This window comes from Romboutsia sp. LXY-2, assembly GCF_056171995.1.
The window spans coordinates 31,949-56,006 of the sequence record NZ_JBKFGI010000016.1 but is presented as its reverse complement, the minus strand read 5'-3'; the positions used below and the strand labels follow the sequence as shown (position 1 = coordinate 56,006).

Annotated in this window: 20 protein-coding genes and 10 tRNA genes; 7 read left to right on the top strand and 23 right to left on the bottom strand. The window is 28.6% G+C overall.

Annotated features, from left to right (window positions below; genetic code table 11):
• Positions 1-22: 22 nt before the first annotated feature.
• From ACI48P_RS19845 to ACI48P_RS19830, 4 genes are all read right to left on the bottom strand, one after another.
• Entirely contained in the window at positions 23-1,288 is a 1,266-nt protein-coding gene (locus tag ACI48P_RS19845; protein WP_475218911.1) for a hypothetical protein, read from the bottom strand.
• Between the two features lie 171 nt (positions 1,289-1,459).
• Positions 1,460-2,887 carry a potassium/proton antiporter gene (locus ACI48P_RS19840; RefSeq protein WP_475218909.1) on the bottom strand — a complete coding sequence of 476 codons (1,428 nt, stop codon included), beginning with the start codon at positions 2,885-2,887 and terminating at the stop codon, positions 1,460-1,462.
• Between the two features lie 429 nt (positions 2,888-3,316).
• Positions 3,317-4,063, bottom strand: a complete 747-nt coding sequence (locus ACI48P_RS19835) for a hypothetical protein (RefSeq protein WP_475218907.1) — start codon at positions 4,061-4,063, stop codon at positions 3,317-3,319.
• A 22-nt stretch (positions 4,064-4,085) separates the two neighbouring features.
• The gene (locus tag ACI48P_RS19830) at positions 4,086-5,618 is read right to left on the bottom strand and encodes a BCCT family transporter (RefSeq protein ID WP_475218905.1); all 1,533 of its coding nucleotides are present in this window, start codon (positions 5,616-5,618) and stop codon (positions 4,086-4,088) included.
• 313 nt (positions 5,619-5,931) lie between these two features.
• Here ACI48P_RS19830 and ACI48P_RS19825 point away from each other — a divergent pair, with 313 nt between their 5' ends.
• On the top strand, positions 5,932-6,558 hold the full coding sequence (locus ACI48P_RS19825; RefSeq protein WP_475218903.1) for a GntR family transcriptional regulator: 627 nt from the start codon (positions 5,932-5,934) through the stop codon (positions 6,556-6,558).
• A 128-nt stretch (positions 6,559-6,686) separates the two neighbouring features.
• Here ACI48P_RS19825 and ACI48P_RS19820 read toward each other — a convergent pair whose 3' ends face one another.
• Entirely contained in the window at positions 6,687-7,517 is an 831-nt protein-coding gene (locus ACI48P_RS19820; protein WP_475218901.1) for a MerR family transcriptional regulator, read from the bottom strand.
• Positions 7,518-7,610: 93 nt separating this feature from the next.
• Here ACI48P_RS19820 and ACI48P_RS19815 point away from each other — a divergent pair, with 93 nt between their 5' ends.
• Complete coding sequence (locus tag ACI48P_RS19815; protein WP_475218899.1) at positions 7,611-8,939, top strand: MATE family efflux transporter; 1,329 nt, start codon at positions 7,611-7,613, stop codon at positions 8,937-8,939.
• Between the two features lie 90 nt (positions 8,940-9,029).
• Here the strand turns inward: ACI48P_RS19815 and ACI48P_RS19810 are convergent, their stop codons facing one another.
• Positions 9,030-9,719, bottom strand: coding sequence for a Crp/Fnr family transcriptional regulator (locus tag ACI48P_RS19810; RefSeq protein WP_475218897.1), 690 nt, complete (start codon positions 9,717-9,719; stop codon positions 9,030-9,032).
• Positions 9,720-9,805: 86 nt separating this feature from the next.
• On the opposite strand from ACI48P_RS19810, the gene ACI48P_RS19805 reads away from it, so the two are divergent.
• Genes ACI48P_RS19805 through ACI48P_RS19795 form a run of 3 tightly spaced genes read left to right on the top strand, consistent with a single transcriptional unit; the run spans position 9,806 to position 11,430 of the window.
• On the top strand, positions 9,806-10,234 hold the full coding sequence (locus ACI48P_RS19805) for a DMT family transporter (protein WP_475218895.1): 429 nt from the start codon (positions 9,806-9,808) through the stop codon (positions 10,232-10,234).
• 17 nt (positions 10,235-10,251) lie between these two features.
• Positions 10,252-10,707 carry a DMT family transporter gene (locus ACI48P_RS19800; RefSeq protein WP_475219002.1) on the top strand — a complete coding sequence of 152 codons (456 nt, stop codon included), beginning with the start codon at positions 10,252-10,254 and terminating at the stop codon, positions 10,705-10,707.
• A 27-nt stretch (positions 10,708-10,734) separates the two neighbouring features.
• The gene (locus ACI48P_RS19795) at positions 10,735-11,430 is read left to right on the top strand and encodes a YjjG family noncanonical pyrimidine nucleotidase (protein ID WP_475218893.1); all 696 of its coding nucleotides are present in this window, start codon (positions 10,735-10,737) and stop codon (positions 11,428-11,430) included.
• 103 nt (positions 11,431-11,533) lie between these two features.
• On the opposite strand, the gene ACI48P_RS19790 is transcribed toward ACI48P_RS19795, so the two are convergent.
• The 5 genes from ACI48P_RS19790 to ACI48P_RS19770 form a co-directional block, all read right to left on the bottom strand.
• Entirely contained in the window at positions 11,534-13,288 is a 1,755-nt protein-coding gene (locus ACI48P_RS19790; protein WP_475218892.1) for a methyl-accepting chemotaxis protein, read from the bottom strand.
• A gap of 621 nt (positions 13,289-13,909) precedes the next feature.
• Positions 13,910-14,308, bottom strand: coding sequence for a hypothetical protein (locus ACI48P_RS19785; protein ID WP_475218890.1), 399 nt, complete (start codon positions 14,306-14,308; stop codon positions 13,910-13,912).
• Positions 14,309-14,552: 244 nt separating this feature from the next.
• Entirely contained in the window at positions 14,553-15,032 is a 480-nt protein-coding gene (gene rlmH, locus ACI48P_RS19780; RefSeq protein ID WP_475218888.1) for a 23S rRNA (pseudouridine(1915)-N(3))-methyltransferase RlmH, read from the bottom strand.
• A gap of 37 nt (positions 15,033-15,069) precedes the next feature.
• Positions 15,070-15,864: an MBL fold metallo-hydrolase gene (locus ACI48P_RS19775; RefSeq protein WP_475218887.1), complete on the bottom strand. Its 795-nt coding sequence runs from the start codon at positions 15,862-15,864 to the stop codon at positions 15,070-15,072.
• 87 nt (positions 15,865-15,951) lie between these two features.
• Complete coding sequence (locus ACI48P_RS19770; protein ID WP_475218885.1) at positions 15,952-17,424, bottom strand: M1 family metallopeptidase; 1,473 nt, start codon at positions 17,422-17,424, stop codon at positions 15,952-15,954.
• Positions 17,425-17,591: 167 nt separating this feature from the next.
• Between ACI48P_RS19770 and ACI48P_RS19765 the strand changes: the two genes are divergently transcribed.
• Complete coding sequence (locus ACI48P_RS19765) at positions 17,592-18,641, top strand: DnaD domain protein (protein ID WP_475218883.1); 1,050 nt, start codon at positions 17,592-17,594, stop codon at positions 18,639-18,641.
• 8 nt (positions 18,642-18,649) lie between these two features.
• Complete coding sequence (locus tag ACI48P_RS19760) at positions 18,650-19,642, top strand: ATP-binding protein (protein WP_475218882.1); 993 nt, start codon at positions 18,650-18,652, stop codon at positions 19,640-19,642.
• Between the two features lie 133 nt (positions 19,643-19,775).
• Here ACI48P_RS19760 and ACI48P_RS19755 read toward each other — a convergent pair.
• The 12 genes from ACI48P_RS19755 to dnaB all read right to left on the bottom strand — a co-directional run bounded on the left by ACI48P_RS19755 (position 19,776) and on the right by dnaB (position 24,053).
• A tRNA-Thr gene (locus tag ACI48P_RS19755) sits at positions 19,776-19,850 on the bottom strand.
• 15 nt (positions 19,851-19,865) lie between these two features.
• Positions 19,866-19,942, bottom strand: a tRNA-Asp gene (locus tag ACI48P_RS19750).
• A gap of 11 nt (positions 19,943-19,953) precedes the next feature.
• A tRNA-Val gene (locus ACI48P_RS19745) sits at positions 19,954-20,029 on the bottom strand.
• A gap of 7 nt (positions 20,030-20,036) precedes the next feature.
• Positions 20,037-20,111: transfer RNA gene (locus ACI48P_RS19740), tRNA-Glu, on the bottom strand.
• Between the two features lie 6 nt (positions 20,112-20,117).
• Positions 20,118-20,193, bottom strand: a tRNA-Lys gene (locus ACI48P_RS19735).
• 7 nt (positions 20,194-20,200) lie between these two features.
• Positions 20,201-20,275 (bottom strand) — tRNA-Thr (locus ACI48P_RS19730).
• A gap of 15 nt (positions 20,276-20,290) precedes the next feature.
• A tRNA-Asp gene (locus ACI48P_RS19725) sits at positions 20,291-20,367 on the bottom strand.
• 11 nt (positions 20,368-20,378) lie between these two features.
• Positions 20,379-20,454 (bottom strand) — tRNA-Val (locus ACI48P_RS19720).
• Between the two features lie 7 nt (positions 20,455-20,461).
• A tRNA-Glu gene (locus ACI48P_RS19715) sits at positions 20,462-20,536 on the bottom strand.
• Between the two features lie 5 nt (positions 20,537-20,541).
• Positions 20,542-20,617 (bottom strand) — tRNA-Lys (locus ACI48P_RS19710).
• A 358-nt stretch (positions 20,618-20,975) separates the two neighbouring features.
• On the bottom strand, positions 20,976-22,265 hold the full coding sequence (locus tag ACI48P_RS19705) for an adenylosuccinate synthase (protein ID WP_475218880.1): 1,290 nt from the start codon (positions 22,263-22,265) through the stop codon (positions 20,976-20,978).
• 459 nt (positions 22,266-22,724) lie between these two features.
• A complete protein-coding gene (gene dnaB, locus ACI48P_RS19700) occupies positions 22,725-24,053 on the bottom strand; it encodes a replicative DNA helicase (RefSeq protein ID WP_475218879.1) in 1,329 nt (442 codons plus the stop codon).
• Between the last annotated feature and the right edge of the window lie 5 nt (positions 24,054-24,058).

Genomic DNA, 24,058 nt, shown 5'->3' with positions numbered 1-24,058 from the left:
AAGGAGCTATTTAGCTCCTTTTTTATATTTTTACTTGCGAATTTATCTTTTCTTGTAGTTCTTTTTTTAGTTTTATCAATTCATCATATTGATAGAAAAATTTTATTTTTTTATCTTTAACGCTATTACCACTAGGTTTATCATTTAATACAAAATATGCAAAAGTCTCTGCTATATCTTCTGCTGGATCTGTTGAAGCATACTCGCTTACGAAGCTATCTTTATGTCTTTCATAAAAATAATAATTTTCTCTATCTATGTTTCTATCATCTATTATCTCTTTCCAAAATTCATCATAAAACTCATTTATGTATGATTTATCCTTAGAAGCCATTCCTTCTTCACAATAGTTATTCATATCATAGTCATAGGTATATGTTACTTGATTATCATTTAAACTTAGATAATGAAAATATTCATGAAGTATTGTTTCGTAAAACAACTTTCTTTCATTGTTTATTACATCTATAGGGTCTATATTTATTATCCATTTGCTTCCTTCAAAATTGTTTGGTGTAACAGATGCTAATTCGTTATATTCTCCATCTGTAGCAAAAAATATCTTATCAAACTTTTTCAAATCTGAGTTTGGTAAAATATATCTTACTTCACTCCAGATTTTCTCATATGTATCAGCTTCAGATTTTGATAATTCTTTAGGGGTAATATTTTTTACACTTTCATATTTTAAGCCTAGATTTTTACTTATATTAAAAACTGCTTCTAAATCTAAATTACTACTTTGAGTTAAGTAAGTAGTTATTGTATCACTATTTTTTTCATCATAATTAGATATAAGATCTTCAATTACTTCTAAAGCTGAATAATCTCCCTCTTCATAGTCTTTGCATAGCTCTATTAAGGTGTTGTAGTCTTCTTTACTTAAAGTATTTTTTAATTTATCTAATGTACTATTTTCTTCAGAAGTGTTTTGAATATCATCCCACTCAAATTCCGTTCCTTCTAATTCATATTTGATTGTATACTCATTTAATATTTCGTCTATATAGGTTGATACTACTCGCTCAAGACCTACTATCTCTAGATTATTTTTATCTATTCTTTTTTCACTTAAATAAAGTTTCACCGTAAACAATGCTTTAAGCTCATTTTCTTCATCTTCTGTTAATTTATTTTTTAATAACCCTAGATTTTCATTAATATATGTTTTTGTATACTTGTCATTACTTATTGAATATACATCTTTTATTACTATACCTATACTAATAAAGATTATTGCTGTGATAATAGTAAGTGTCATTTTCAAAATATTTCTGTGCTTTTTCATTGTCTATCCTCTTCTTTTATACCAAGATAATATTTTACTTTTACTAATTATAATACAAAATAGGCTAGATAAGTACTAAGTATTTATCTAGCCGCATCTTATTTCAAATATGAGTTTTATTCATAATATATGGTCAAAATCATATATAATTTTTTCTTTAAAAATCACCTATTATATTAAACTTTCTATATTATTACCACTTAAAACCACTGTATCTCCAACATTTATTACAGTAGATCCCTTAGGAACTAATATCTTATCATTTCGTTTTATCATAACAATAAGTATTTCCTCAGGAATATTTGCTTCCATAATACTTTTGTTTATCCATTTATTTTCTTCTGTCATTACAACTTCTAATAACTGAGTATTTATTTCCCCTGTGTAGTCCGTAAATGTTTTTAGTACAGAGTTTTCTTCTTCAGTCTCAACTAAATCTAATAAGTTTGCAACCTTAGGTATAAGCGTACCCTGTATAGCAACAGAGAATAAAGCTATAAAGAATATTATATGGAAGATATCATTTTCAATATTAACCCCGAATGTTACTGCAAATATTGCAAAAACAACTGATGCTGCTCCTCTAAGTCCAACCCAAGATATAAACAATTTTTCCTTTACTGTGAATTTAAAAGGAGCAAGTATTACAAAGGTAGCTAATGGTCTAGCAATTAATATCATGAACAAAGAGATAGACATTGCTGTTGCTGTAACTTGAGGAAGTCTTGATGGGAAAGATAACAGACCTAATATAAAGAATAATGCGATTTGCATAATCCATGAAATACCATCAAAGAATTGGAACATACTTTTTTTACGAGGTATTTTACTATTTCCTATTATTATTCCTGATATATAAACACTCAAATATCCATTTCCGCCTAAATATTCACTAAGCGAATAAGAAAGTATTGCAATTGCCGTTACAAATATTGTGTAAAAACCTTCTATCTCAAAGTTTGAATATCTAAGCACATACACTGTAACCTTCGCAATTAAAAATCCTACTATTAGACCCACTGCAATCTGAGTTACAACTATAATAGCTACTTTTCCTAAACTTAAGTCCCCTGTACTTTGCATCATAGTCAAAATTATGATAGTCATCATATAAGCAATCGGATCATTACTTCCGCTCTCAACTTCTAGAAGAGATGCTAATGAGCCTTTTAAGTTTAATTTCTGCGCTCTTAAAACTGCGAATACAGATGCCGCATCTGTAGACGCCACTATTGCACCTATTAAAATTCCTTCTAATAAGGTAGTCTTTATTACTAGATGGCAAAACAATCCTGTTAATCCTGCTGTAACTATAACTCCTAATGATGACATCAACACCGATGGAACTGCTACTGGCTTAGCCATTTTCCAGTTTGTACCGAACCCACCATAAAACATAATAAATACTAGTGCCAAAGAACACAATTGGCTAGTCAATTCATAGTTATCAAAATAGATTCCAATTAATCCATCTGATCCAAATAGCATACCAAGTACAATAAATATAAGAAGCATTGGCACACCAAACTTGTATAGTACTTTACTTGAAGTTATACAAATAATTAGTACTAATCCACTTATTATCATTAATTCTGTCATAAAATTCCTCCTTCTGTGTATTAAGTTTTTATGCATAAATTTAAATTTTATACGATTTTATAATCAACGTTTTTGTAGATAACGAAGTTTTATTATTTAATTTTTATATTTATTTGAATTCAATTCATAAGGTATGTTTTTTAAAGTATTTTCGATAGGTTTTTGTTAGTTTTATTTAAAATCTAACTATGTTATATAATTATGTTAACACAAATAATTAATTTTATCAAATTGATAATTTTATTTCACTAAATATTTTCAATATTTATAATAGTATTTATTAATAGACTATATATTAAAAATGACAGTATCACTGATTTTTAGCTTTTTCAAAAAATAAAATAAGCTAGGAATTTTTTTTTATTTAAACCTAGCTTAATACTATATTCATCACTATATTATATTAAATATTAAATATTAAATATTCAATTATAAATTTATACTTTCTTTAATTTGTATAATCAAATTTTCTTTGTTTTCTTCTAGTTGAGCTACCCTATTTACATTAGCTCCTGATGGATGTGGAAATCCTTTAAGAATTTGTTTTTCGCAAATTATTCCTTCTTCAGATAACTTGTATAGTATTTCCTCAACTGCTTTTCCTAAAGGTATTAATAATATTTCTTTGAAGTTTTCAATTTTATTAAGTTCTTCAATAAAATTATCATATACATATTTCATTAAAAACTCACTCTTTAATAATTTTGGTGTATGGCCTGAGTAATTTTGCTTTTTTACAAATACAGGATATGGCACCAATGATACAGTATGTAGTAAATAGTCTTTCTCTTCAAATAAGGTAGAGCAACTATTTATATTAAGTGCTTCATTAAGTTTTATTTCGTCTAACATACTTATTATATTTTTTCTTAAGCTTCCACTAAATCTACCAGCTACCTTGCATTTGTATTGAATCTCATCAATATCAGTTCCTAATTCTAGTTCTTTTCTAGCCGTAGAAATAGCTGTGCTCATTTGTTGAAACCCCGGTGTTATTCCTATAATAAATATTCTAGCTTTTGAGTTTGAATACTCATTGTGAGGAGCATAATATATTTCTATATTTCCGCTCCTCTCTATAAGTAAATCATCTATCAATAATTCATTTTTTTCATATTTATCTTTTATAGGAAGTTTTCTTATAACTTTTTCATATCCATATAATGTTTTTTTCATATGCCCCTCGCATTAGTTTCTACTATTTATTACTTATAATACGGTTATATATTATCCCTTTATTCTCTATTTTATCAATATTTTCACGTTTAACTTCTATCATAAATGATATTACACTACCAAATATAATTATACCAAATGGCAATGCCATTACAATAGTTGCGGTCTGAATCATATTGAACCCTCCTGCAAATAAAAAGGCTATTGTAAGCAAACTTTGAGTAACTCCTATAACTATTTTTCTCGAATTCTTTGGTGCTAATAATCCATCACTTGCAATCACGGATAACACATATGTCGCTGAATCTGCTGATGTAATAAAGAATGAAAATAATAAGGCTATAGCTATTACACTCATTACCAGTCCTGCTCCATTAAACTCATTTAAAATTACAAAAAGTGCAGTTTCTGTTTTTTGTATCGCCTCAGCTCCAACATCTAATGGTGCTGACATACCCAGTGTTCCAAATACTAAAAACCAAACCATACAAAAACCTGCTGGTACTAATAATACACCTCGTATAAATTCCTTTATTGTTCTCCCTTTTGACACTCTTGCAATAAATATAGCAACAAATGGAGCCCATGCAATCCACCAAGCCCAATAGAATATAGTCCATTCAGAATACCACTCACCTTTTACAAATATATTAAATTTATCAATAGTTAGTGCCTTAGTGTACCCACTTATACTTGCTACAAAGTTATTTAATAAATCTAATTTAGGAACCATAATAAATGCTCCTACAAAAAATAATACAGCTATTCCTAAGTTTAAATTCGATAGTATTTTAATTCCCTTTTTAACACCTGTTGTTGCTGATATTAAAAATAGAACTGTTATTATAGTAATTATAGCTACTTGCACAGCCTTTGTTTCTGGTACTCCAAATAAATAGTTTAATCCACTATTTATCTGCAATGTCCCCATTCCTAATGATGTAAGTATACCTGATATAGTTACAAAAATCGTCAATATATCAACAACTTTTCCAACAAAACCTTTAGCTCTCTTTTCTCCTATTAAAGGAATTAAAACTGAGCTTAAAAGAATCGGCTTTCCCTTTCTAAAATGCATATATCCTATTATAAGAGCAAGTAATGCATAACAAGCCCAAGCTGAAATCCCCCAGTGTAAAAATGATTTTCTAAATGCAAATTCAACGGCTTCTTTACTACCAGCCTCAACCCCAATTGGATTTAAGTAATGAGTTAAAGGCTCTGCAACTCCCCAGAATACTAAACCAATACCTATCCCCGCACTAAAAAGCATTGCAAACCAAGAAATATTTGAAAACTCTGGTTTAGAGTCATCCGGTCCAAGCTTAATGTTTTTATATTTACTAAATAATAAATAGATACTAAATAAAAAGAAAAAAGCCATTAGTATCATAAAATACCAAGAAAAATTTTCTGTTGCGAATTCATATGCAGTGTTAAAAAAAGATTTAAAATTGTCAGTAAAAATCCCCCCCCACACAAGTACTACCAATGATATAAAAATCGTTGAATAATAGGTTATATTATTCCTTAAGTTTTTGATTAAATTTTCCATAACAACACTCCTTTTTGACAACTTTCTTCAATATCTAAAGTTGTCAGTTTGTTTATTAACTTCCAATATGCTTATATTAAAGTGATTACTTGTTCAATTAATTAATTTTTACATTTAATAAATTATTATATAAAAAATTAATACAGTTTTAAATTACATATTTAATTTATATTATGCATCTAACAACTTTATGGTATCATATAAGTTGTCAAAAATCAAAAAAAATTAAATTTTAAATATAAAACTATTAATTCATCGCTATTATGTTTATAATATTTGTGGTACAATTATTGACTGATAGGGGTGATTTAATGTGTCAAGAAAAATATCTACTCCAGCCTATTTAAAGATATCTATTGATATTGCTTCTAGAATAGTAAATGGTGGGTTCTTAGAAGGAGAAAAACTTTCTGGTCGCTCTACTTTAGTAAGCATATATAATGTTTCACCTGAGACAATTCGTAGATCAATTGCTTTATTAAAAGATATGGATGTGGTTGAAGTTGAAGAAAAAAGCGGTATTAGGATACGTAGCAAGAATAATGCTTCAAAATTCCTAGAAACATTCAAAACTAAAAGTGAATTTACAAATTTAAAAGAAGAAATTTATGGCCTGATTAATGAAAAAAAAGACCTTGAAAAAAATTTAGAAAATAAAATCGGAAATTTGATAGAGTTTGCAACTCAACTTAGAAATGTAGGTATTATTTCCCATTACGAGAGCATAGTTCAGCCTAATAGCTTAATAATTGGTAAGAATTTAGGAGAACTTAATTTTTGGCACAATACTGGCGCAACAATAGTCGGTATAAAAAGGGATGACAAATTATTTATTTCACCTGGTCCATATTTTAATATAAATGAAAATGACATAATAATTTATGTAGGTGAAAATGATGTCGTAAACAAAGTAAAAAGTTACATAACTTCAGTAGATTAAAAAACTTCTCTAAAAATTTATCAAGTTTTATAATATAAATTATCAATATTAGTAAAATTCTTTATATTTGTGTGTAAATAAAAACATCTGTAAGTACTTAATATAAAGCTACAGATGTTTTTTATACATTATTCATATACTTTTTTAACTGGAATAGATAATTGTATTAAATACTCTTCTTTCGATTTTGATAAAAGGTATCCAATCAATTCATCTTCATAAGAATCACCTATAATTTCATATCCATTCTTTTCTATAAAATTTATTAGCTTAGTGTAAGAAGTATATGTTGTATTATAACTACCTCTATGATTTATACATGCATAAATACCACTCGGCTTAATGTGAATATTATAATTTATAGTATTATTATTTACCTTAATACAAATATACTTTATATTATTAAAGTTCCCATTGAGTATATCATGTTTCTTAATAATTCCCCCAATGGAATTTCCACTATCAAGTTTATCATTATCCTTGATACATTTAATAAAATTGGATATTTTAATCATTATTTTTTTATAATCACTACTATCTACTCTAGATATAAAAAAATACTCCTCATCAAACATTTTAAAGTATGGTTCTGTAATATGTTGATTTTTTATAACTCTTTCTAATTTTAAAGTCTTGCTCTCTATTTTATCCCTGATGAGAATTAAGTTATTAATATGATTATCTATCATTTCTTTTTTATTTTTCATCAAATCTACTAAATTCTCAATATTTTTATTAGTCAGATATTCCTTAATCTCCTTTAGTGGCACACCAATATCCTTTAAGCTTATCAATGTATCAAGTGCTTCAAATTGTTCCAATGAATAATATCTAAAATTATTTTCATCTTTATAAATAGGATGAAAAATACCACTATTATCATAATAAATCAACGTTTGTTTAGATATGTTTGCCATTGATGCAAATTCTGCTGTAGAAAAATACTCTTTATCATTCATAATTAAACTCCTCAAAAAAATTCACTTGTATATATAGTTACTATATACCTTATTATTACTCTAGTAAATATTTTAACTAACGGAGGATTAACTATGCAAAATAAGTTTTCACAAAAAACATCTATTAAGGAATATTTTAATTTTATTATTCCACCCATTATATCTATGCTATTTTTATCTTTATACACAATTATGGACGGTGTATTTATATCTAATAAAGTTGGGACTGATGCTTTAGCTAGCATTAATATAATACTACCTATTGTTAGTATCTTGTGCGGTATAGGCGTTATGTTTGCAACTGGTGGTAGTGCATTAATATCTATTTCTTTAGGAAAAAATAACTTTAATGAAGCTAATAATAGGTTTACTTTAATTGTTTTATTTGCTTTATTATTAGGAGTTATTTTTAGTATAGTAGGTATAATATATAATGAAGAGATTTTTTATATTTTAGGATCTACGGAAACTTTAATGAGCTATTGTAAAGATTATGGAATAATTATTTTACTATGCGCCCCATTTTATATACTAAAAATGGTTTTTGAATATTTTACAAGAGTAGATGGTGCATTTAACTTTAGCTTATTAGCTTCTCTTTTTGGGGGCCTTATTGATTTAATACTTAATTATATATTCATCTACAAATTAAATCTTGGTATTTCAGGGGCTGCATTATCAACCCTTATAGGTGCTGCAACTTCAACTATTTTATGTGTTTTATATTTTATGGGCAAAAAATCCACACTAAAATTTATTATGCCAAAAAAAGAATCTAGATTAGTACTAGCCAGTATATATAATGGTTCATCTGAAATGGTAACTCAATTATCTACTGCAATAACTACTTTATTTTTTAATTATATTGCTCTTAAATACGCTGGAGAAAATGGCGTCGCTGCAGTTACGATAATATTATATATCCAATTTATAATGGTATCTGTATACTTAGGACTTATTGCAGGCGTTGCTCCTATAATTAGTTTTAATTATGGTGCAAATAATGTAGTAAAGATTAAAGAGTATCATATATATTCAAAAGTTTTTATTTTATTTTCTTCAATAATGATATTTATTATTTGTTTTACTTTTCCTAAAACATTTGTTAAATTCTTTATATCTGAGACAAATATTACATATAATTTGACACTAAATGGACTTAGAATATTTGCTTTCTCTTTTTTATCTACTGGTTTAAATATTTATACCTCTGGTTTATTTACAGCTTTCTCTAACGGAAAAATTTCAGCATTGCTTTCATTTTTAAGAACATTTATATTTTGCATTATAGGTTTTTTATTACTGCCTAAGCTATTTGAATTAAATGGATTATGGCTAGTAATCCCTTTTGCAGAGTCCGTATCGCTTTTTGTATCACTATTTTTCTTACGAAAATATAAAACATTTTACTTGTATAATTAATAATTTAATAGTAATACCACTAATAAAAGCTCCAACAATACATTTACATACTGTTGGAGCTTTTATTATAAAATCATTTTAAATTATATACTAAAGTGGTTTTACATAAATATTCTTAGATAATTCTCTAAGTTTGTTTATGTCTAATATATATATTTTTCTATCACTACATTTTATAATTGATTTTGATTCCATCTCTTTAAGAGTTCTATTCAAATGTCTATATGTTGTACCTAAAAATTGAGCAATGTCTAAATATGATGAATTCAAAATTATATAATTTTTGTCTGTAATATGTTCAACTAAATAACTAGCTACTCTATTGATAAGTGGATATACAAAGTTATATGAGCTATTATTAATAGTTCCATATAGTTTTTCACTTAAAGAATCTACCAAATGGTGTAAAAGTTTTACATTATCAAAATACTTTTCTCTAAGTATAGTAGAAGGTATTGCTATCAAAAAAGTATCTTCTACTGCATCAATATTACACAGTATAGGTATATCTTTTAAAAGTTCTAAATCTCCTATTGTATTAAAATCGTTATAAAACTTTAAAGTCATTGACTTTCCATTTTCAAAAGGATAATAAATCTTAATTTTTCCATCAACAAGTAAATAATAATACTCAAGAATTTCCCCTGACTCTAATATGTATTCTTCACTTTCATAGAAATGTAGTTGTGCATGTTTTAATATTTCATCATCAAGTATACTTTCTATATTATATTTTTTAATATAGCAGCTTAAAAGCTTACTATCAAAAACTCTTTTCATAGCTCCTCCTAACATGACAAATGTCATGTTGTAACTTTTATAAATATATTATTCTATTTATATAAACTTGTAAAGGAGAGCTACATTTGAATACATATAAAAATTTGGCTGTTTTAAATGGCATTCTTATCGCTATAATGATATTTTTCAATAGCGTACTATCAGAAAAGATAGGCTTATATCTTAGTACATTAATTTATCATATTTTAGGATTTATATTAATCTTACTAGTATCAGTATTGAAACGAAATAAGCTTCCTAAACTAAGTAAAATACCTGTTATCTTTTTTATATCAGGTATACTAAGTGTTTTAGTGATATTTTTAAATAATCTATCTTCACACAAGATAGGAATAACACTTACTGCAGGTATGGGTCTATTTGGACAACTTATAATGTCTACACTAGTAGACCATTTCGGATTATTTGGTGTTAAAGTTAACAAAATGAGAAAAGAGAAAATACTAAGCTTTTCACTAATCATAATAGGTTTAATATTTATGATTTTTTTATAAGGAGGTGCATATAATGTATATATTTTTTTTCATTTTTAACAGGAGTATTCGTAGTCACAAGTATTATATTAAATGGAGAATTATCTAAGAAAATAGGTACTATAAATAGCATCATTATAAACTACTTAACTGCTACATTAGTTTCTATTATTTTCTATTTTATTGGGTTAAATTTCATATCGAATACTCCTACTATGACTAATACTTCTTTAGTTTACTTTCTAGGTGGGGCTATAGGTGTTTTAACTACTTATATATTTAATGTAATAGTTCATAAAATACCAACAGTATATACAGTTATACTTCGCTTTATAGGTCAAATGCTTACAAGTGCAATTATAGACTATTTATACTTCAATATTTTTTCTATAGGGAAAGTAGTAGGATGTGTACTATTTTTAATAGGTATTATACTTAATTCAAAATCTGATGAGAACTATAAACAAAAACAACTTAAATTACTTAGTAATTAAATTATTTACATAAAATTTGGAGGACATATGATGAAATATGAAGTTATATTATTTGATGCAGATGAAACACTATATGATTTTAAAAAATCTGAAAGAGAAGCATTTAAAAATACAATGCTCAAGTTTAACATAAACTATGATGAGAATTACCATTTAAAAATTTATCAAGAAATAAATACGATTCTATGGAAAGAATTTGAACAAGGACTTATTACACAAGAAAAATTAAAGATAGAAAGATTTAAAAGATTATCAGATAGATTAGAAGTAAGTTTTGATGAAACCAGCTTTGCCCAATTATATATGGAATATTTAGCCGATGCATCATTTTTATATGATAACAGTATCGAGCTTATAGAAACTTTAAATAACTCTTACAGGCTTGCTATAGTAACTAACGGCCTTACCTTAGTTCAAGATAAAAGGATCAGAAAATCTACTCTAGCAAAATTTTTTGAGACTATAGTAATATCTGAAGAAATATTAGTATCAAAACCAAATCCTGCGATTTTTGAACATACTTTAAAAAATATAAATTTCTTTGATAAAAACAAAATTTTAATAGTAGGGGATAGTTTAAGTTCTGATATACAAGGTGGTATAAATTTTGGTATAGACACCTGTTGGTATAACCCTAACAATATTACCAATGAAACTTCAATAAAACCTACTTATGAGATTTCTAACTTTGATGAACTTAAGTCTTTACTACTTAATTCATAAAAATATTTATAAATGATAGCAAAAAGATATAGAATTAAATCTAATTCTATATCTTTTTAAATATTAGATAGACCGAGTATATCAGCTTTTATAAAAATAAAGATTAATATATTATTTCACACTCTCTCATCTGCATCTCATTAACTATATCTTTATAATTTTCACTTTTATTCTTCAACTTAAAATTATCTATTAGTGTTTTTAGCATTTGTGCTTGTCCACTCAATTCTTCACTTGCTGCTGCACTTTCTTCACCTGTTGCTGAATTTGTTTGTACTACCAATGATATTTGTTCTATCCCTAAAGTTACTTGTGATATTGCACTTGATTGCACTTCACTTGCTTTTGCTATTTCGTCTATTATCACTCTTGCTTTATTTGTTGTATCTATTATTTTTTGAAGCGATTGTGCCGTATTACTTACTATATCATTTCCATTACCGACTGCCTTTATAGAATTTTCTATTAAATTGGCTGTATTTTTTGCAGCTTCTGCTGATTTCGCCGCTAGATTTCTAACTTCATCTGCAACAACTGCAAATCCTTTACCTGATTCACCTGCTCTTGCTGCTTCTACCGCTGCATTTAATGCTAATATATTGGTTTGGAATGCTATATCATCTATTGTTTTTAATATTCTTCCTATTTCATTTGATGTATATGATATTTCTTCCATGGCTTTTACCATTTGATCCATTTGTTTATTTCCTTCTTGTACTTCTTTTCCTGCACTTGCTGACAATACATTAGCTTTTGCCGCATTTTTAGCTGTATCTTTGACTTTATTAGATATATCTGATATTGTTGCTGATAATTCCTCTATCGCCCCAGCTTGCTCTGTTGTACCCTGCGACAACATTTGTGCTCCACTTGATACTTGATCTGATGCTAGTTGAACTTCTTCTGATGCTACATTTATTTGTGATATTGTACTACTTAAATCATCTGTTATATTATTTATTGCAACTTCGATTTTCTTAAATGTTCCAATATATTCTATATCGATTTCTACATCAAAGTTACCAGATGCAACTTCTTCTAAGTTATCAACTGTATCATTTATAATTTCATTTATGCTAGCACACATCTGCCTCATACTACTCGCTAACATCCCTAATTCATCTTTCGATTCATAGCTAATATCTACATCAAAATTCCCTTTAGACATTTGATTCGCCGCTATTTCAACTTCACTTATAGGTTGTTTTAATTTTTTAGTTATATATAAAGTTATAGTTATCCCAATTAGTATGTTAAGTATACAAAGCATAAGTGTAATTGCTTGAGATTTTTTATTTATGTTCTCTACTCTTTCTACAAATTTAGCTCCTACAACTTCACTTTCATTAGAAAGTTCTTTTGCTACTTCTACGGCAGTCATATATATTTCATCATATTTAGTCATATCTACATCTAATATAGAGCCTGTAAAATCTTCTTTTTGCGTTACTTCATATATTTTTTCATATTCAACTCTAAGTTGAGTTACTAAATTTTCAAGTTCTTTAACATACTCATCAACTTTTTGATCTTCTATAGTAAGATTGTTAATTCGACCAAGTCTTTGCCTGATAGTTTCAAATTGTTCTATAACATCTTGTCTAAAATTAACATGATCATTTGTTGCAAATGCATAATTCATATGTCTTGCAGCACTAACAATGTCTCTACGAATTCCCATTGTTTCAACTGCCAATTGATGTGGTCCTTCATATAGTTCAGTAGTCCACTTTTCAGCAGTTTTTAACTTACCCAGTGAATTAAAAGATGTAAAAGTTGCAATAAATAATACTATCAAAAATGATAGCCCTAACTTTTTACTTATTTTTAAATTTTTAATATCTAGTTTTTTCTTCATATTTTCTCCGCCCCATTTTAACATTTATGATATTTAATAATTAGTAATATTTTGTCACTTTATATTTATACGAATAAAAATATTTATTCTTTACCCTAACATTTAATATAACTTTAAATTAAATATTCGCATTATAGTACAAAAAAATTATAAAAATATAAAAGCGTAGACAAAGTCTACGCTTTTATATTTTTATAATCTAGGTTAGTATAATTTACTCTCGAAATTATTATCTGAATTTTTTTATATTCCTACGATTTCTATTTTATTTAATTATTTTTTATATGTGCTGCCACCTTAGTAAGTCATCAGACCATTTATATGCCATTTTTTACCCCACAATGTCTATATATTCTAGTTATTTTCAGTAAAATATACCATTATATCTAGTCAAACTTCAAGCACACACTTTTATCGTATATAATAAGAACTTACTTATGATACGGTTCTCCGTTACACCTCTAGAGAAGGTATTTTTCATAATCTTAAGGGATTATATATTATCCAATTGTGGATAATTATCCTTATAAAATAACTTTTCAACAAAATCATCATTTAAAATCTTATAATATGATTTTGTTCTAAAATTCATAGAGTTGTTTATCTATTCACTATAATCGTTTAAAGCCAGTCTGCTTTTTCTTCATAAGTTTTCCAGCTCACTACTTTGTTTTGTGAATTAAAATAAATATCTAAATACATATTATTAGATACACGTTCGTGATACCCATAATATGAATAACAATATGAAATATTTTGGTCTATATTTCCTTCATTTTTATGAAGGAAATTTTCACCTAAAAGTTTCTCAACTTCCGTTACAGTCATATTCTTTTTCAAATAATTTTCCATCAGATCTTCAACCATAAAATGTCTAATATTCTCATTATTTGCCCATATCTCTGATGAAAAATTAGTATATCGTATACATATTATTTCATTAAGCCCAATAATTATCATTAAACCAATTAAAGCACCTATTATTGATGATTTTCTAATATATTTTTTATACCTAATCATAGCAAAAACATTCAAAATCAATATCGCTATAAGTGGAATATAAATAACTTTAGAATCTAAAAAATACTCTCCACGTCTAATAAAGACACAGTAAAAAACTAATAAAAACATACTAGCTACGCAAATTGATATATCTCTAAATATAATTGTAAATATATCTGTGAACTTTCTTATATAATTTATAACTCTCACCTCTAATTTACAATATTAAATTTAATATTTTTTTACTTTAACCTACTATCATTTACTTGTGATACGGTTCATTATTATTTATTCTAAATGCTCTATAAACTTGTTCTAATAATATTAACTTCATCATTTGATGAGGGAATGTCATCTTTGAAAAAGATAACTTATAGTCAGCTCTATTTAATACTTCATCAGAAAGCCCTAGAGAGCCTCCTATTATAAAAGTAATGTGACTATTACCTCTGACAGCTAATTTACTTATAGTCTCTGCTAGCTCCTCAGAAGATAAATTCTTTCCATCTATAGCAAGAGCTATTACATAGCTATTATTCTTTATCTTGCTAAGGATTTTTTTGCCTTCCTTATCCTTTACTATTAGCATGTCCTTCTCACTTAAGTTTTCAGGACACTTTTCGTCATCTAACTCTATCATATCTAACTTACAATACTTAGATAATCTTTTTGCAAATTCTTCTATTCCTAATTTTAAATACTTTTCTTTTAGTTTTCCTACACTAATAACCGTTATATTCATAAAATGTCTCCTTAATCCGATCTACTTATTGAATCCTCTATTTTACACTGTAAATGTCTGATACGTCTTCTCTTAATAAAACATCTAACTTAACATCCTGTCCTACTACTATATCATTTTGTAATAGTATTCCCTTTGATGTCTCATATGCTAGCTCTGGAAAATTATTTTCCTTACTTAAATGGGCTAATAATATTCTTTCCGTTCCTTCATTAATTAGCTCTACGCAGAATTTTGCTGCATCTTCATTTGATAAATGGCCTTCATCGGACATTACCCTTCTCTTTAATGCATAGGGGTAAGAGCCCATCATTAGCATGTTAGGATCATAATTGGATTCTAATACTACCAGTTTAGATTTATATAAATGCCTTTTTATATTTTCTGTAATATGCCCTATATCAGTTGCTATAGACATTTTTTCGTTTTCTGCATAAAAATTATATCCTACCGCATCTGATGCATCGTGAGATATTGAAAAAGGTCTTATTATAATATCACCTAATGAATAAGTTTTATCATTTTCAAATACCTTCATATTATGGTCTTTTATTTCTCCCAACTTGTCCTTCATAGCACACCATGTTTTTACATTTGCAAATACTGGTATATCATATTTCCTAGACATTATCCCTGCCCCTTTAATATGATCCGAGTGCTCATGTGTTATAAATATTCCTTTTATTTTATTTATATCTGCACCTATATCATCAAGGCCTGTTGTTATTCTCTTGCCGCTAAGACCTGCATCTACTAATATAGACGTATCTTTATATCCTACATAATGACAGTTTCCGCTACTTCCACTTCCTATTGAACAATATTTTAGCATCAGGTCACCTCGTTTCTTATACTCAATAAATTATATTATACCAAAAAATTAGAGCATTAAATAAAAATTTAATGCTCTAGTTAAAATTTACTTGTATTCGCTTATTATTTTGTCTATATCTATGCCTTTACTGTTCCATAATTCTACAAACTTGGCTCCATTTACATTTTCGTACATATATGTCTTGTAGTATTCTTGTAAAGTACTAAAGAATACTTCATCTCCTACTGTATTTCTAATTTCATTAAAAATCACAGCACCTTTAGTATATACATTTAAGCTATACTCTGTAGAGTTTTTATACTGAGTAGTAGGTTTAAATATATTTTCACATAAGTGATTTCTTGTTTGAACTTCCATTGTTTTTATAAGCTTTTGTCCTGTTTCTTTACCATATTTATTTTCAAAGTATAATACTGTTGAATACTCTGTAAGAGCTTCATCTATCCAAGGCTCACTTATTTCATCATTACCTATTACTGAATACCACCATTGATGGGCTGTTTCATGTGCAATAACATACTCTAGTAAAAACTTATTTTTCTCATTATATAAACTTTGGTCAATCATTACTAAATTTGGGTATTCCATACCCCCTATATAAAAATCACTTGCTACTACTGAATATGTATCATATGGATATTGGCCGAATAAATCACTAAAAATTCTTATAGAATCCTTTGCAATTTGTGTTGAAACCTTAGATAGGTCTTTATTTAAATTATATGTATTTATTAGTATCCCATTTACTGAGTCGCTATCTACATTAAATTTGTCACTTAATATAAATGCAAAATCCCTAACTTTTTTAGCCTCAATTTCATAGAACACTTTTTCATTATCATCCTTTTTATTAATTACTTTACCAGTGCTTCCTAGTTCATATTTTATAGGTGATAGTATTTTTACATAGAAATCACTAGTTTCACTATAAAACGGATCTCCTACTGATTCATAACTTTTTAAATTCCAACCTCTATCATCATAAACACAAGCTATTGGGAACCAATTCGTAACATTTATTGTATTATCTCCATATCCAAATCGTCCTACTGAATTAGGTATCTTAACATTATATTTCATATCAATTAATACCTTTTCTCCTGGCTTTATCTTTGTAGCAAGATTTATTTGAAGAATATCATTCTTATCTCCTTTTATTTCATACTTTAGCTTATTTCCAGACGTTAGTATGTTTTTAATATCTATGTAACCTTCATTAAATCCATTTGGATACGCTTGTTCCATCTCGTCTTTTTCAAAAGGTGCAAATTCTTTTTTTGAAAAAGCATTGGGATATATGTGGAAATACAGCTTATCTAAATCATTTTTTGTATTGTTTATGTACTCTACACTTTGGTTGCACATTAAACGCTTACTTTCATCGTCAAAAATAACATCCATAGTGTACTGATTCATATTTGCCTCTTTTTCTAACTTAAATGACTCTATACTACTTTTATTTTCTTTTAGGTAATATGCACCGCCTCCTAATATTATTAAAACTGCAACCACTGTACCTAGAACTCGTCTTACTTTTTTGCTAAAATTAATTATCAATTCGTCCCCCTCCTAATTTAATATGGATATTTTGTAGCAATGTATATAAGATATTTTTGTGATGATTTTTGTCATATATTTTTTTATTTGAGTTATAATATATTACTCAACATTAAAATATATATGGAAACAATATTTAGTGATATAATCTAATCTGAGGTGATAAAATGTTTTTTAAAGAAGTCAACGAAATAGATTTAGGTGAAACTACTATTGCCAATATCTTCATAGATATATTTATGCCAATGGCAAATGGGTTATACGTAAAAGTTTATCTTTTAGGATATAGACAAGCTTGTGACCCTCGCGCTAACCCTAAGTTTGATAATAATTCAATAGCAAAGAATTTAAATATACCTTTATCTGATGTTATAGATGCTTGGAAATTTTGGGAAACTAAGAATATAATCAAGATGCATAAAAATGAGGGACTAAATGATTTTGACTATTCCATTGAGTTTATGGATTTAAAAAGGTTTTATATGGATAACATGCATGTAAATACAAAATCTATTAAATCTAATGCTGATAGTGTAGTTTCTGTTTCAGAAAATCCTAGCATAAGAAGAATGTTTAACTCAATAAATCAAATAGTAGGTAGATACCTTGATCCTGGTGAAAAAATTAATATATTAGATATAATGAACAAATATAATATGGACCCTGATATGATAGTGTATGCCTATGAATATGTTAGGGATAAACATGGTTCTTCAAGACCGGTTAAATATATTGAGTCAATTATTAGAAGTTGGTATGATTCTAATTTATATACACCTGAAGATGTTCAAAACAGTTTTGCTGTAAGAAGTGAACGATATGCTATGTATAAGACTATATTTAATGAATTAGGCTTCTACAGACCTGCTTCTAAAGCAGAAGAGCGTATAATGGACGACTGGCTTGATAAATTAGATATTGAAGTTATACTTGAAGCTTGTTCTAGATCAAAAAATACTTCAAATCCATCTATTTCTTATATAAATGGTATAATTGAAAGATGGAATAAGAAAAATGTAAAAAATATTGAGGATATAAAATTATTAGATGAAGAACATAAGCTTAAGACAGAGGCAAAGAAACCTGCTACTTCTTCTAGTAAACCAAATCCAACTGTTAAAACTAGATTCCATAATATTAACCAAACCTTCACCAAGTATACACCAGAAGAACTTGAAAAGATTTTACAAGAAAGTCAAAAAGATAAATTTAAGTAGGTGATTAAATGAAAGAATCAACTTTAAAAGAAATTCTTACTTCTTATGAAAGAAAAAGAGATAAAGCTGAGTCAGACTTAGAGCAAAGAAAAAAGGATGTATATAATCAAATACCCGAAATTGAAAATATAGATAAAGAAATTAGCCAAATAGGTCTAAAACTGGCAAGATTAGTTCTACAAAATCCATCAGATAAGGACACAATTATTGCTGAGTCAAAAATCGAAATGGATAAACTTAAAAATAAAAAGCAAGAAGTACTAGATACATACAAAGTTCCTAAGTGGTACTTAAGTATGCAGTATGAGTGTAGCTCATGTAAGGATAAAGGATTTTTATCAAATGGCCAAAAATGTAATTGCCTCAAGCAAGAAATAATAAATGAAGCCTATAAAATGTCTAACTTATCAAGAGTACTTGAAAACCAAAACTTCTCTACTTTTGACGCATCTGTATTTTCTTCTCAAATAGGACCAGATTCTAATATTTCTCCTCAGGAAAATATGTTAAGAAATATATTACCTATTTGTGAAGGATTTGTATTGGATTTTGATAAGGATAATGGTGAAAACTTATTATTCTATGGAGATACTGGTCTTGGTAAAACATTTATGTGTAACTGCATAGCCAAGTCATTGTTAGATAAAGGACATGTAGTTATTTACCAAACTGCTTTTAAAATGTTTGAGATTATAGAGGACTATAAATTTAAAAATAGTGAAAGTCATATATCTAAGGATAATTATGAGAACTTATTTGATTGTGACCTTTTAATAATAGATGATTTGGGTACAGAGCTTACAAACTCTTTTACTAATAGTGAGCTATTCAATATAATAAATACAAGATTATTATCAGGTAGAAAGACTATAATATCTACAAATTTATCTCCTATGCAGTTAGGTTCTGATTATGCTCAAAGAATTTTCTCAAGAATTTTCGATAGATTTAAGATGGTTAAGTTTGTCGGTAATGATTTAAGATGGGATAAAAAGAAATAGAAGAAAATATTATAATATTTTCTTCTATTTTTTATGGAGATTTTTTTAATAAAATTCAAGTATGTAGTTAATCTCTCATGTTTATGCCAAAACATGCAAAATAAAAAAACTCTTAGATATCTAAGAGTTTTATTGGAGCTGGTGGTCGGAATCGAACCGACAACCTGCTGATTACAAGTCAGCTGCTCTACCATTGAGCCACACCAGCACAAGCGTGTTTTATTGGCGACCTGGAAGGGACTCGAACCCTCGACCTCCAGCGTGACAGGCTGGCATTCTAACCAACTGAACTACCAGGCCGCATATGTAAATGGTGGGACTAACAGGGCTCGAACCTGTGACCCCCTGCTTGTAAGGCAGGTGCTCTCCCAGCTGAGCTATAGTCCCGGGAAATTGGTGACCCATAGGGGAATCGAACCCCTGTTACCGCCGTGAAAGGGCGGTGTCTTGACCGCTTGACCAATGGGCCATAAATTGGTGATCCATCCGCGACTCGAACGCGGGACACCCTGATTAAAAGTCAGGTGCTCTACCGACTGAGCTAATGGATCATCTATTTGGAGCTGGTGGTCGGAATCGAACCGACAACCTGCTGATTACAAGTCAGCTGCTCTACCATTGAGCCACACCAGCATAAGTGTGTTTTGTTGGCGACCTGGAAGGGACTCGAACCCTCGACCTCCAGCGTGACAGGCTGGCATTCTAACCAACTGAACTACCAGGCCGCATATGTAAATGGTGGGACTAACAGGGCTCGAACCTGTGACCCCCTGCTTGTAAGGCAGGTGCTCTCCCAGCTGAGCTATAGTCCCGGGAAATTGGTGACCCATAGGGGAATCGAACCCCTGTTACCGCCGTGAAAGGGCGGTGTCTTGACCGCTTGACCAATGGGCCGTAAGTGGTGATCCATCCGCGACTCGAACGCGGGACACCCTGATTAAAAGTCAGGTGCTCTACCGACTGAGCTAATGGATCATCTTGTGTTACGACTTGTATGTCGCTCACTCACAAAGACTATTATATTAGGCTATACCCTTTTCGTCAACACTTTATCTACATTTTTTTTATTTTTTTTAATTATTATTTAAAATAACTTTACTTTTCTACATTTTAAACGGCTACAACCGTGTAATATACTTATTTTTTGATGTTAGCATTTTTTTAAGGATTTTGTCATTTTTTTTATTTTTTTATAAAATTTTAATTTTTTTGTGCTTTTTTAAGGAAAATATAAATTTAATATTCGTCTTTTTATTTTATAAAAAATTAGTAAATAAAAAACATAGTGAAATTTTACAATCTCACTATGCTTCTCATATATCTTATTTATATCTTATGCAAATATATTTTTTCTTATTATAGTTTGAGCTCTGTTTGGTCCAACTGAAACCATATCTACACTAACTCCAACTAATTCTTCTATTCTAGCTATATATTTCTTTGCATTTTCTGGAAGGTCTTCGTATTTTTCAACTGTAGTTAAATCTTCATTCCATCCATCTAATTCTTCATATACAGGTTCACATTTAGCTAAATCTTCTAATGATGCTGGGAAGTCAGTTATTATCTTATCTCCCATTTTGTATCCTGTACATATGCTAACTTTATCAAATCCACTTAAAACATCTAGTAACATGAATGATATACTTGTTATACCATTAACTCTTGCAGCATACTTTACTATTACTGCATCAAACCATCCACATCTTCTAGCTCTTCCTGTAACTGTTCCGAATTCACGACCTTGGACTCTTATTCTTTCACCAATTTCGTTGTCTAATTCAGTAACAAATGGACCTTCTCCAACTCTTGTAGTATAAGCCTTAACTATTCCTACTACGTCTTTTATCATATTAGGACCAACACCTGCTCCTACAGAGAATCCACCTGAAGTTGGATGTGAAGAAGTAACGTACGGATACGTTCCTAAGTCTAAATCTAATAATGTTCCTTGCGCACCTTCAAATAATACTTTCTTTCCTGCTTTTATAGCATCGTATACTATAACTGAAGTATCTGCAACATTCTTTCTTATTATATCTGCATATCCTAAATATTCATTGTATATAGTTTCAAAATCAAACATAGCTTCTTTTCCATATACACCTTGAACTAATTTATTTTTAGCATCTATTTGTAACTTTAATTTTTTTGCAAATATATCTTTATCCATTAAGTCACATATTCTTATTCCTGATCTCTCAGTTTTATCCATATAACAAGGTCCTATACCTTTTTTAGTAGTACCTATTTTATTATCTCCTCTAGCTTCTTCAGCTAAAGCATCTAATTCTTTATGGTATGGAAATACAACATGAGCTCTATCACTTACTTTTATATTAGTTGTATCTATATCTTCTTTATTTAAAGTTTCTATTTCCTCTAAAAATCCTTTTGGATCAAATACTATTCCGTTTCCTATTACATTTATAGTATTAGGATTTAATACTCCAGATGGTATAAGACGTAATGCAAATTTCTTACCTTCTATAACTATTGTATGTCCTGCATTATTTCCGCCTTGACCTCTTACTACAACATCTGCTTGTGTTGCAAGGTAATCTATAACTTTACCTTTTCCTTCGTCTCCCCATTGAGAGCCAACTATTGCAACTGTCTTCATGTAATCCACCTCTATTTTCATATATATATCGAACACTTTACCAATACATTTTATCAAATATTCGACTCCATTTCAAACTTTTTAATTTTTTTTTAATTTTATATATGCTTTATTGGATTTTATTCCATTTTACTTTAATTATTAAACCTAAATTAGTTAATCATCTTAATTTTAATATGTTAATTATACTTATTACTTAATGAGTAGATTTTTCATTCTATAATTTAAAACATTATTAATATTTCCTATCATGGTAATAGTTATGTATATTTCCTAATTTAAAAGTAAAAAAAGTGAGCATTTAGCTCACTTTTTTTATTTATTCACATTTATCAACAGGCACTCTGTGGATAGTGTGGATAATTTTTTATCTATTTTTCAAGGTTTCCAGTTATCAACAGACAAATATCCACAATTTTCTTTTTGAAACATATTATCCACTGTGGATATTTGTTGATATTACAGGTCTCTAGCTTTATCAGCGAATTTTTGAACTTCACCTAACCAAACTAACTCTACAGATCCAGTTTCACCGTGTCTGTTTTTACCTATTATAACTTCACCTATGTTTTTTAATTCTGAGTCTGGATGATAATATTCATCTCTGTATAAGAACATTACGATATCGGCATCCTGCTCTATGGCTCCAGATTCTCTTAAATCCGATAGCATAGGTCTATGATCAGCTCTCTGCTCAGGAGCACGAGATAGCTGTGATAGTGCAACAACTGGGCAATCAAGTTCTTTTGCTATCATCTTTAAAGATCTTGAAATCTTTGATATTTCTTGTTGTCTACTTTCGTTGTTACCTTCACCTTCCATAAGTTGAAGATAATCTATCATTATAAAATCTAGACCTTTTTCAATCTTTAGCTTTCTACATTTAGATCTTAGCTCTGATATTTTAATACCAGGAGTATCATCTATATGTATTTTAGCATTAGATAATACGGCCATTGCATCAATGATTCTTGGCCAGTCATTTTCATCTAAAGTACCTGTTTTTATCTTCTTCAATTCAACATGTGATTGAGCGGCTAACATACGTTGCACAAGCTGTTCCTTAGACATCTCCAGACTAAATACTGCAACAGATGCATCACCTTTTAGAGCAGCATTTTGGACTAAATTTAGTGAAAATGCTGTTTTACCCATGGCAGGACGGGCAGCTAAAAGTATTAAGTCTGTTCTTTGTAAACCATTTATCTTTTTATTTAAATCCTTAAATCCTGTAGTTATTCCAGTTACATCACTTTTATTTGTATATAACTTTTCTATAAGATCATAAGTATCCATTAACACTGAATTTATTGATTTAAAATCATCACTTGCTTTTTCTTGAGATATATCAAATATCCTTTTTTCTGCTTGCTCTAAAACATCTTCTATTTTAGTAGCTCCATCATAACCTAAACTTATTATATCGTTAGAGGCTTTTATAAGCTTTCTAAGGACTGATTTCTCTTTTACTATATCAGCATAGTATTTTACATTCGATGTTGTTGGAACTATGGTAGAAAGGCTTGTAATATAACTTATACCACCAACATCATCTAAATGACCTTGCTTTCTTAATTCTTCTGTTAATGTTATTAAGTCTATAGGTTCTCCCTTGTTGCTTAATTTTAGCATACATTCATAGATAATTTTATGAGCCTCTTTATAAAAGTCATCTGGTCTAATAGTCTCAGTTACTGTTATAATAGCTTCTTTATCAAGCAATATGGAGCCTAATATAGACTGTTCTGATTCCACACTATGTGGAGGAATTCTAGTTATGTCCTCCATATTTA

Coding starts and splice junctions, on each gene's coding strand:
- ACI48P_RS19830 (WP_475218905.1), bottom strand. CDS start 5,618: ATGGAAAATTTAATCAAAAACTTAAGGAATAATATAACCTATTATTCA.
- ACI48P_RS19765 (WP_475218883.1), top strand. CDS start 17,592: ATGTTTTTTAAAGAAGTCAACGAAATAGATTTAGGTGAAACTACTATT.
- rlmH (WP_475218888.1), bottom strand. CDS start 15,032: ATGAATATAACGGTTATTAGTGTAGGAAAACTAAAAGAAAAGTATTTA.
- ACI48P_RS19790 (WP_475218892.1), bottom strand. CDS start 13,288: ATGAAGAAAAAACTAGATATTAAAAATTTAAAAATAAGTAAAAAGTTA.
- ACI48P_RS19705 (WP_475218880.1), bottom strand. CDS start 22,265: ATGAAGACAGTTGCAATAGTTGGCTCTCAATGGGGAGACGAAGGAAAA.
- ACI48P_RS19810 (WP_475218897.1), bottom strand. CDS start 9,719: ATGAAAAGAGTTTTTGATAGTAAGCTTTTAAGCTGCTATATTAAAAAA.
- ACI48P_RS19835 (WP_475218907.1), bottom strand. CDS start 4,063: ATGAAAAAAACATTATATGGATATGAAAAAGTTATAAGAAAACTTCCT.
- ACI48P_RS19815 (WP_475218899.1), top strand. CDS start 7,611: ATGCAAAATAAGTTTTCACAAAAAACATCTATTAAGGAATATTTTAAT.
- ACI48P_RS19775 (WP_475218887.1), bottom strand. CDS start 15,864: ATGCTAAAATATTGTTCAATAGGAAGTGGAAGTAGCGGAAACTGTCAT.
- ACI48P_RS19840 (WP_475218909.1), bottom strand. CDS start 2,887: ATGACAGAATTAATGATAATAAGTGGATTAGTACTAATTATTTGTATA.
- ACI48P_RS19820 (WP_475218901.1), bottom strand. CDS start 7,517: ATGAATGATAAAGAGTATTTTTCTACAGCAGAATTTGCATCAATGGCA.
- ACI48P_RS19795 (WP_475218893.1), top strand. CDS start 10,735: ATGATGAAATATGAAGTTATATTATTTGATGCAGATGAAACACTATAT.
- ACI48P_RS19785 (WP_475218890.1), bottom strand. CDS start 14,308: ATGATTAGGTATAAAAAATATATTAGAAAATCATCAATAATAGGTGCT.
- ACI48P_RS19845 (WP_475218911.1), bottom strand. CDS start 1,288: ATGAAAAAGCACAGAAATATTTTGAAAATGACACTTACTATTATCACA.
- dnaB (WP_475218879.1), bottom strand. CDS start 24,053: ATGGAGGACATAACTAGAATTCCTCCACATAGTGTGGAATCAGAACAG.
- ACI48P_RS19760 (WP_475218882.1), top strand. CDS start 18,650: ATGAAAGAATCAACTTTAAAAGAAATTCTTACTTCTTATGAAAGAAAA.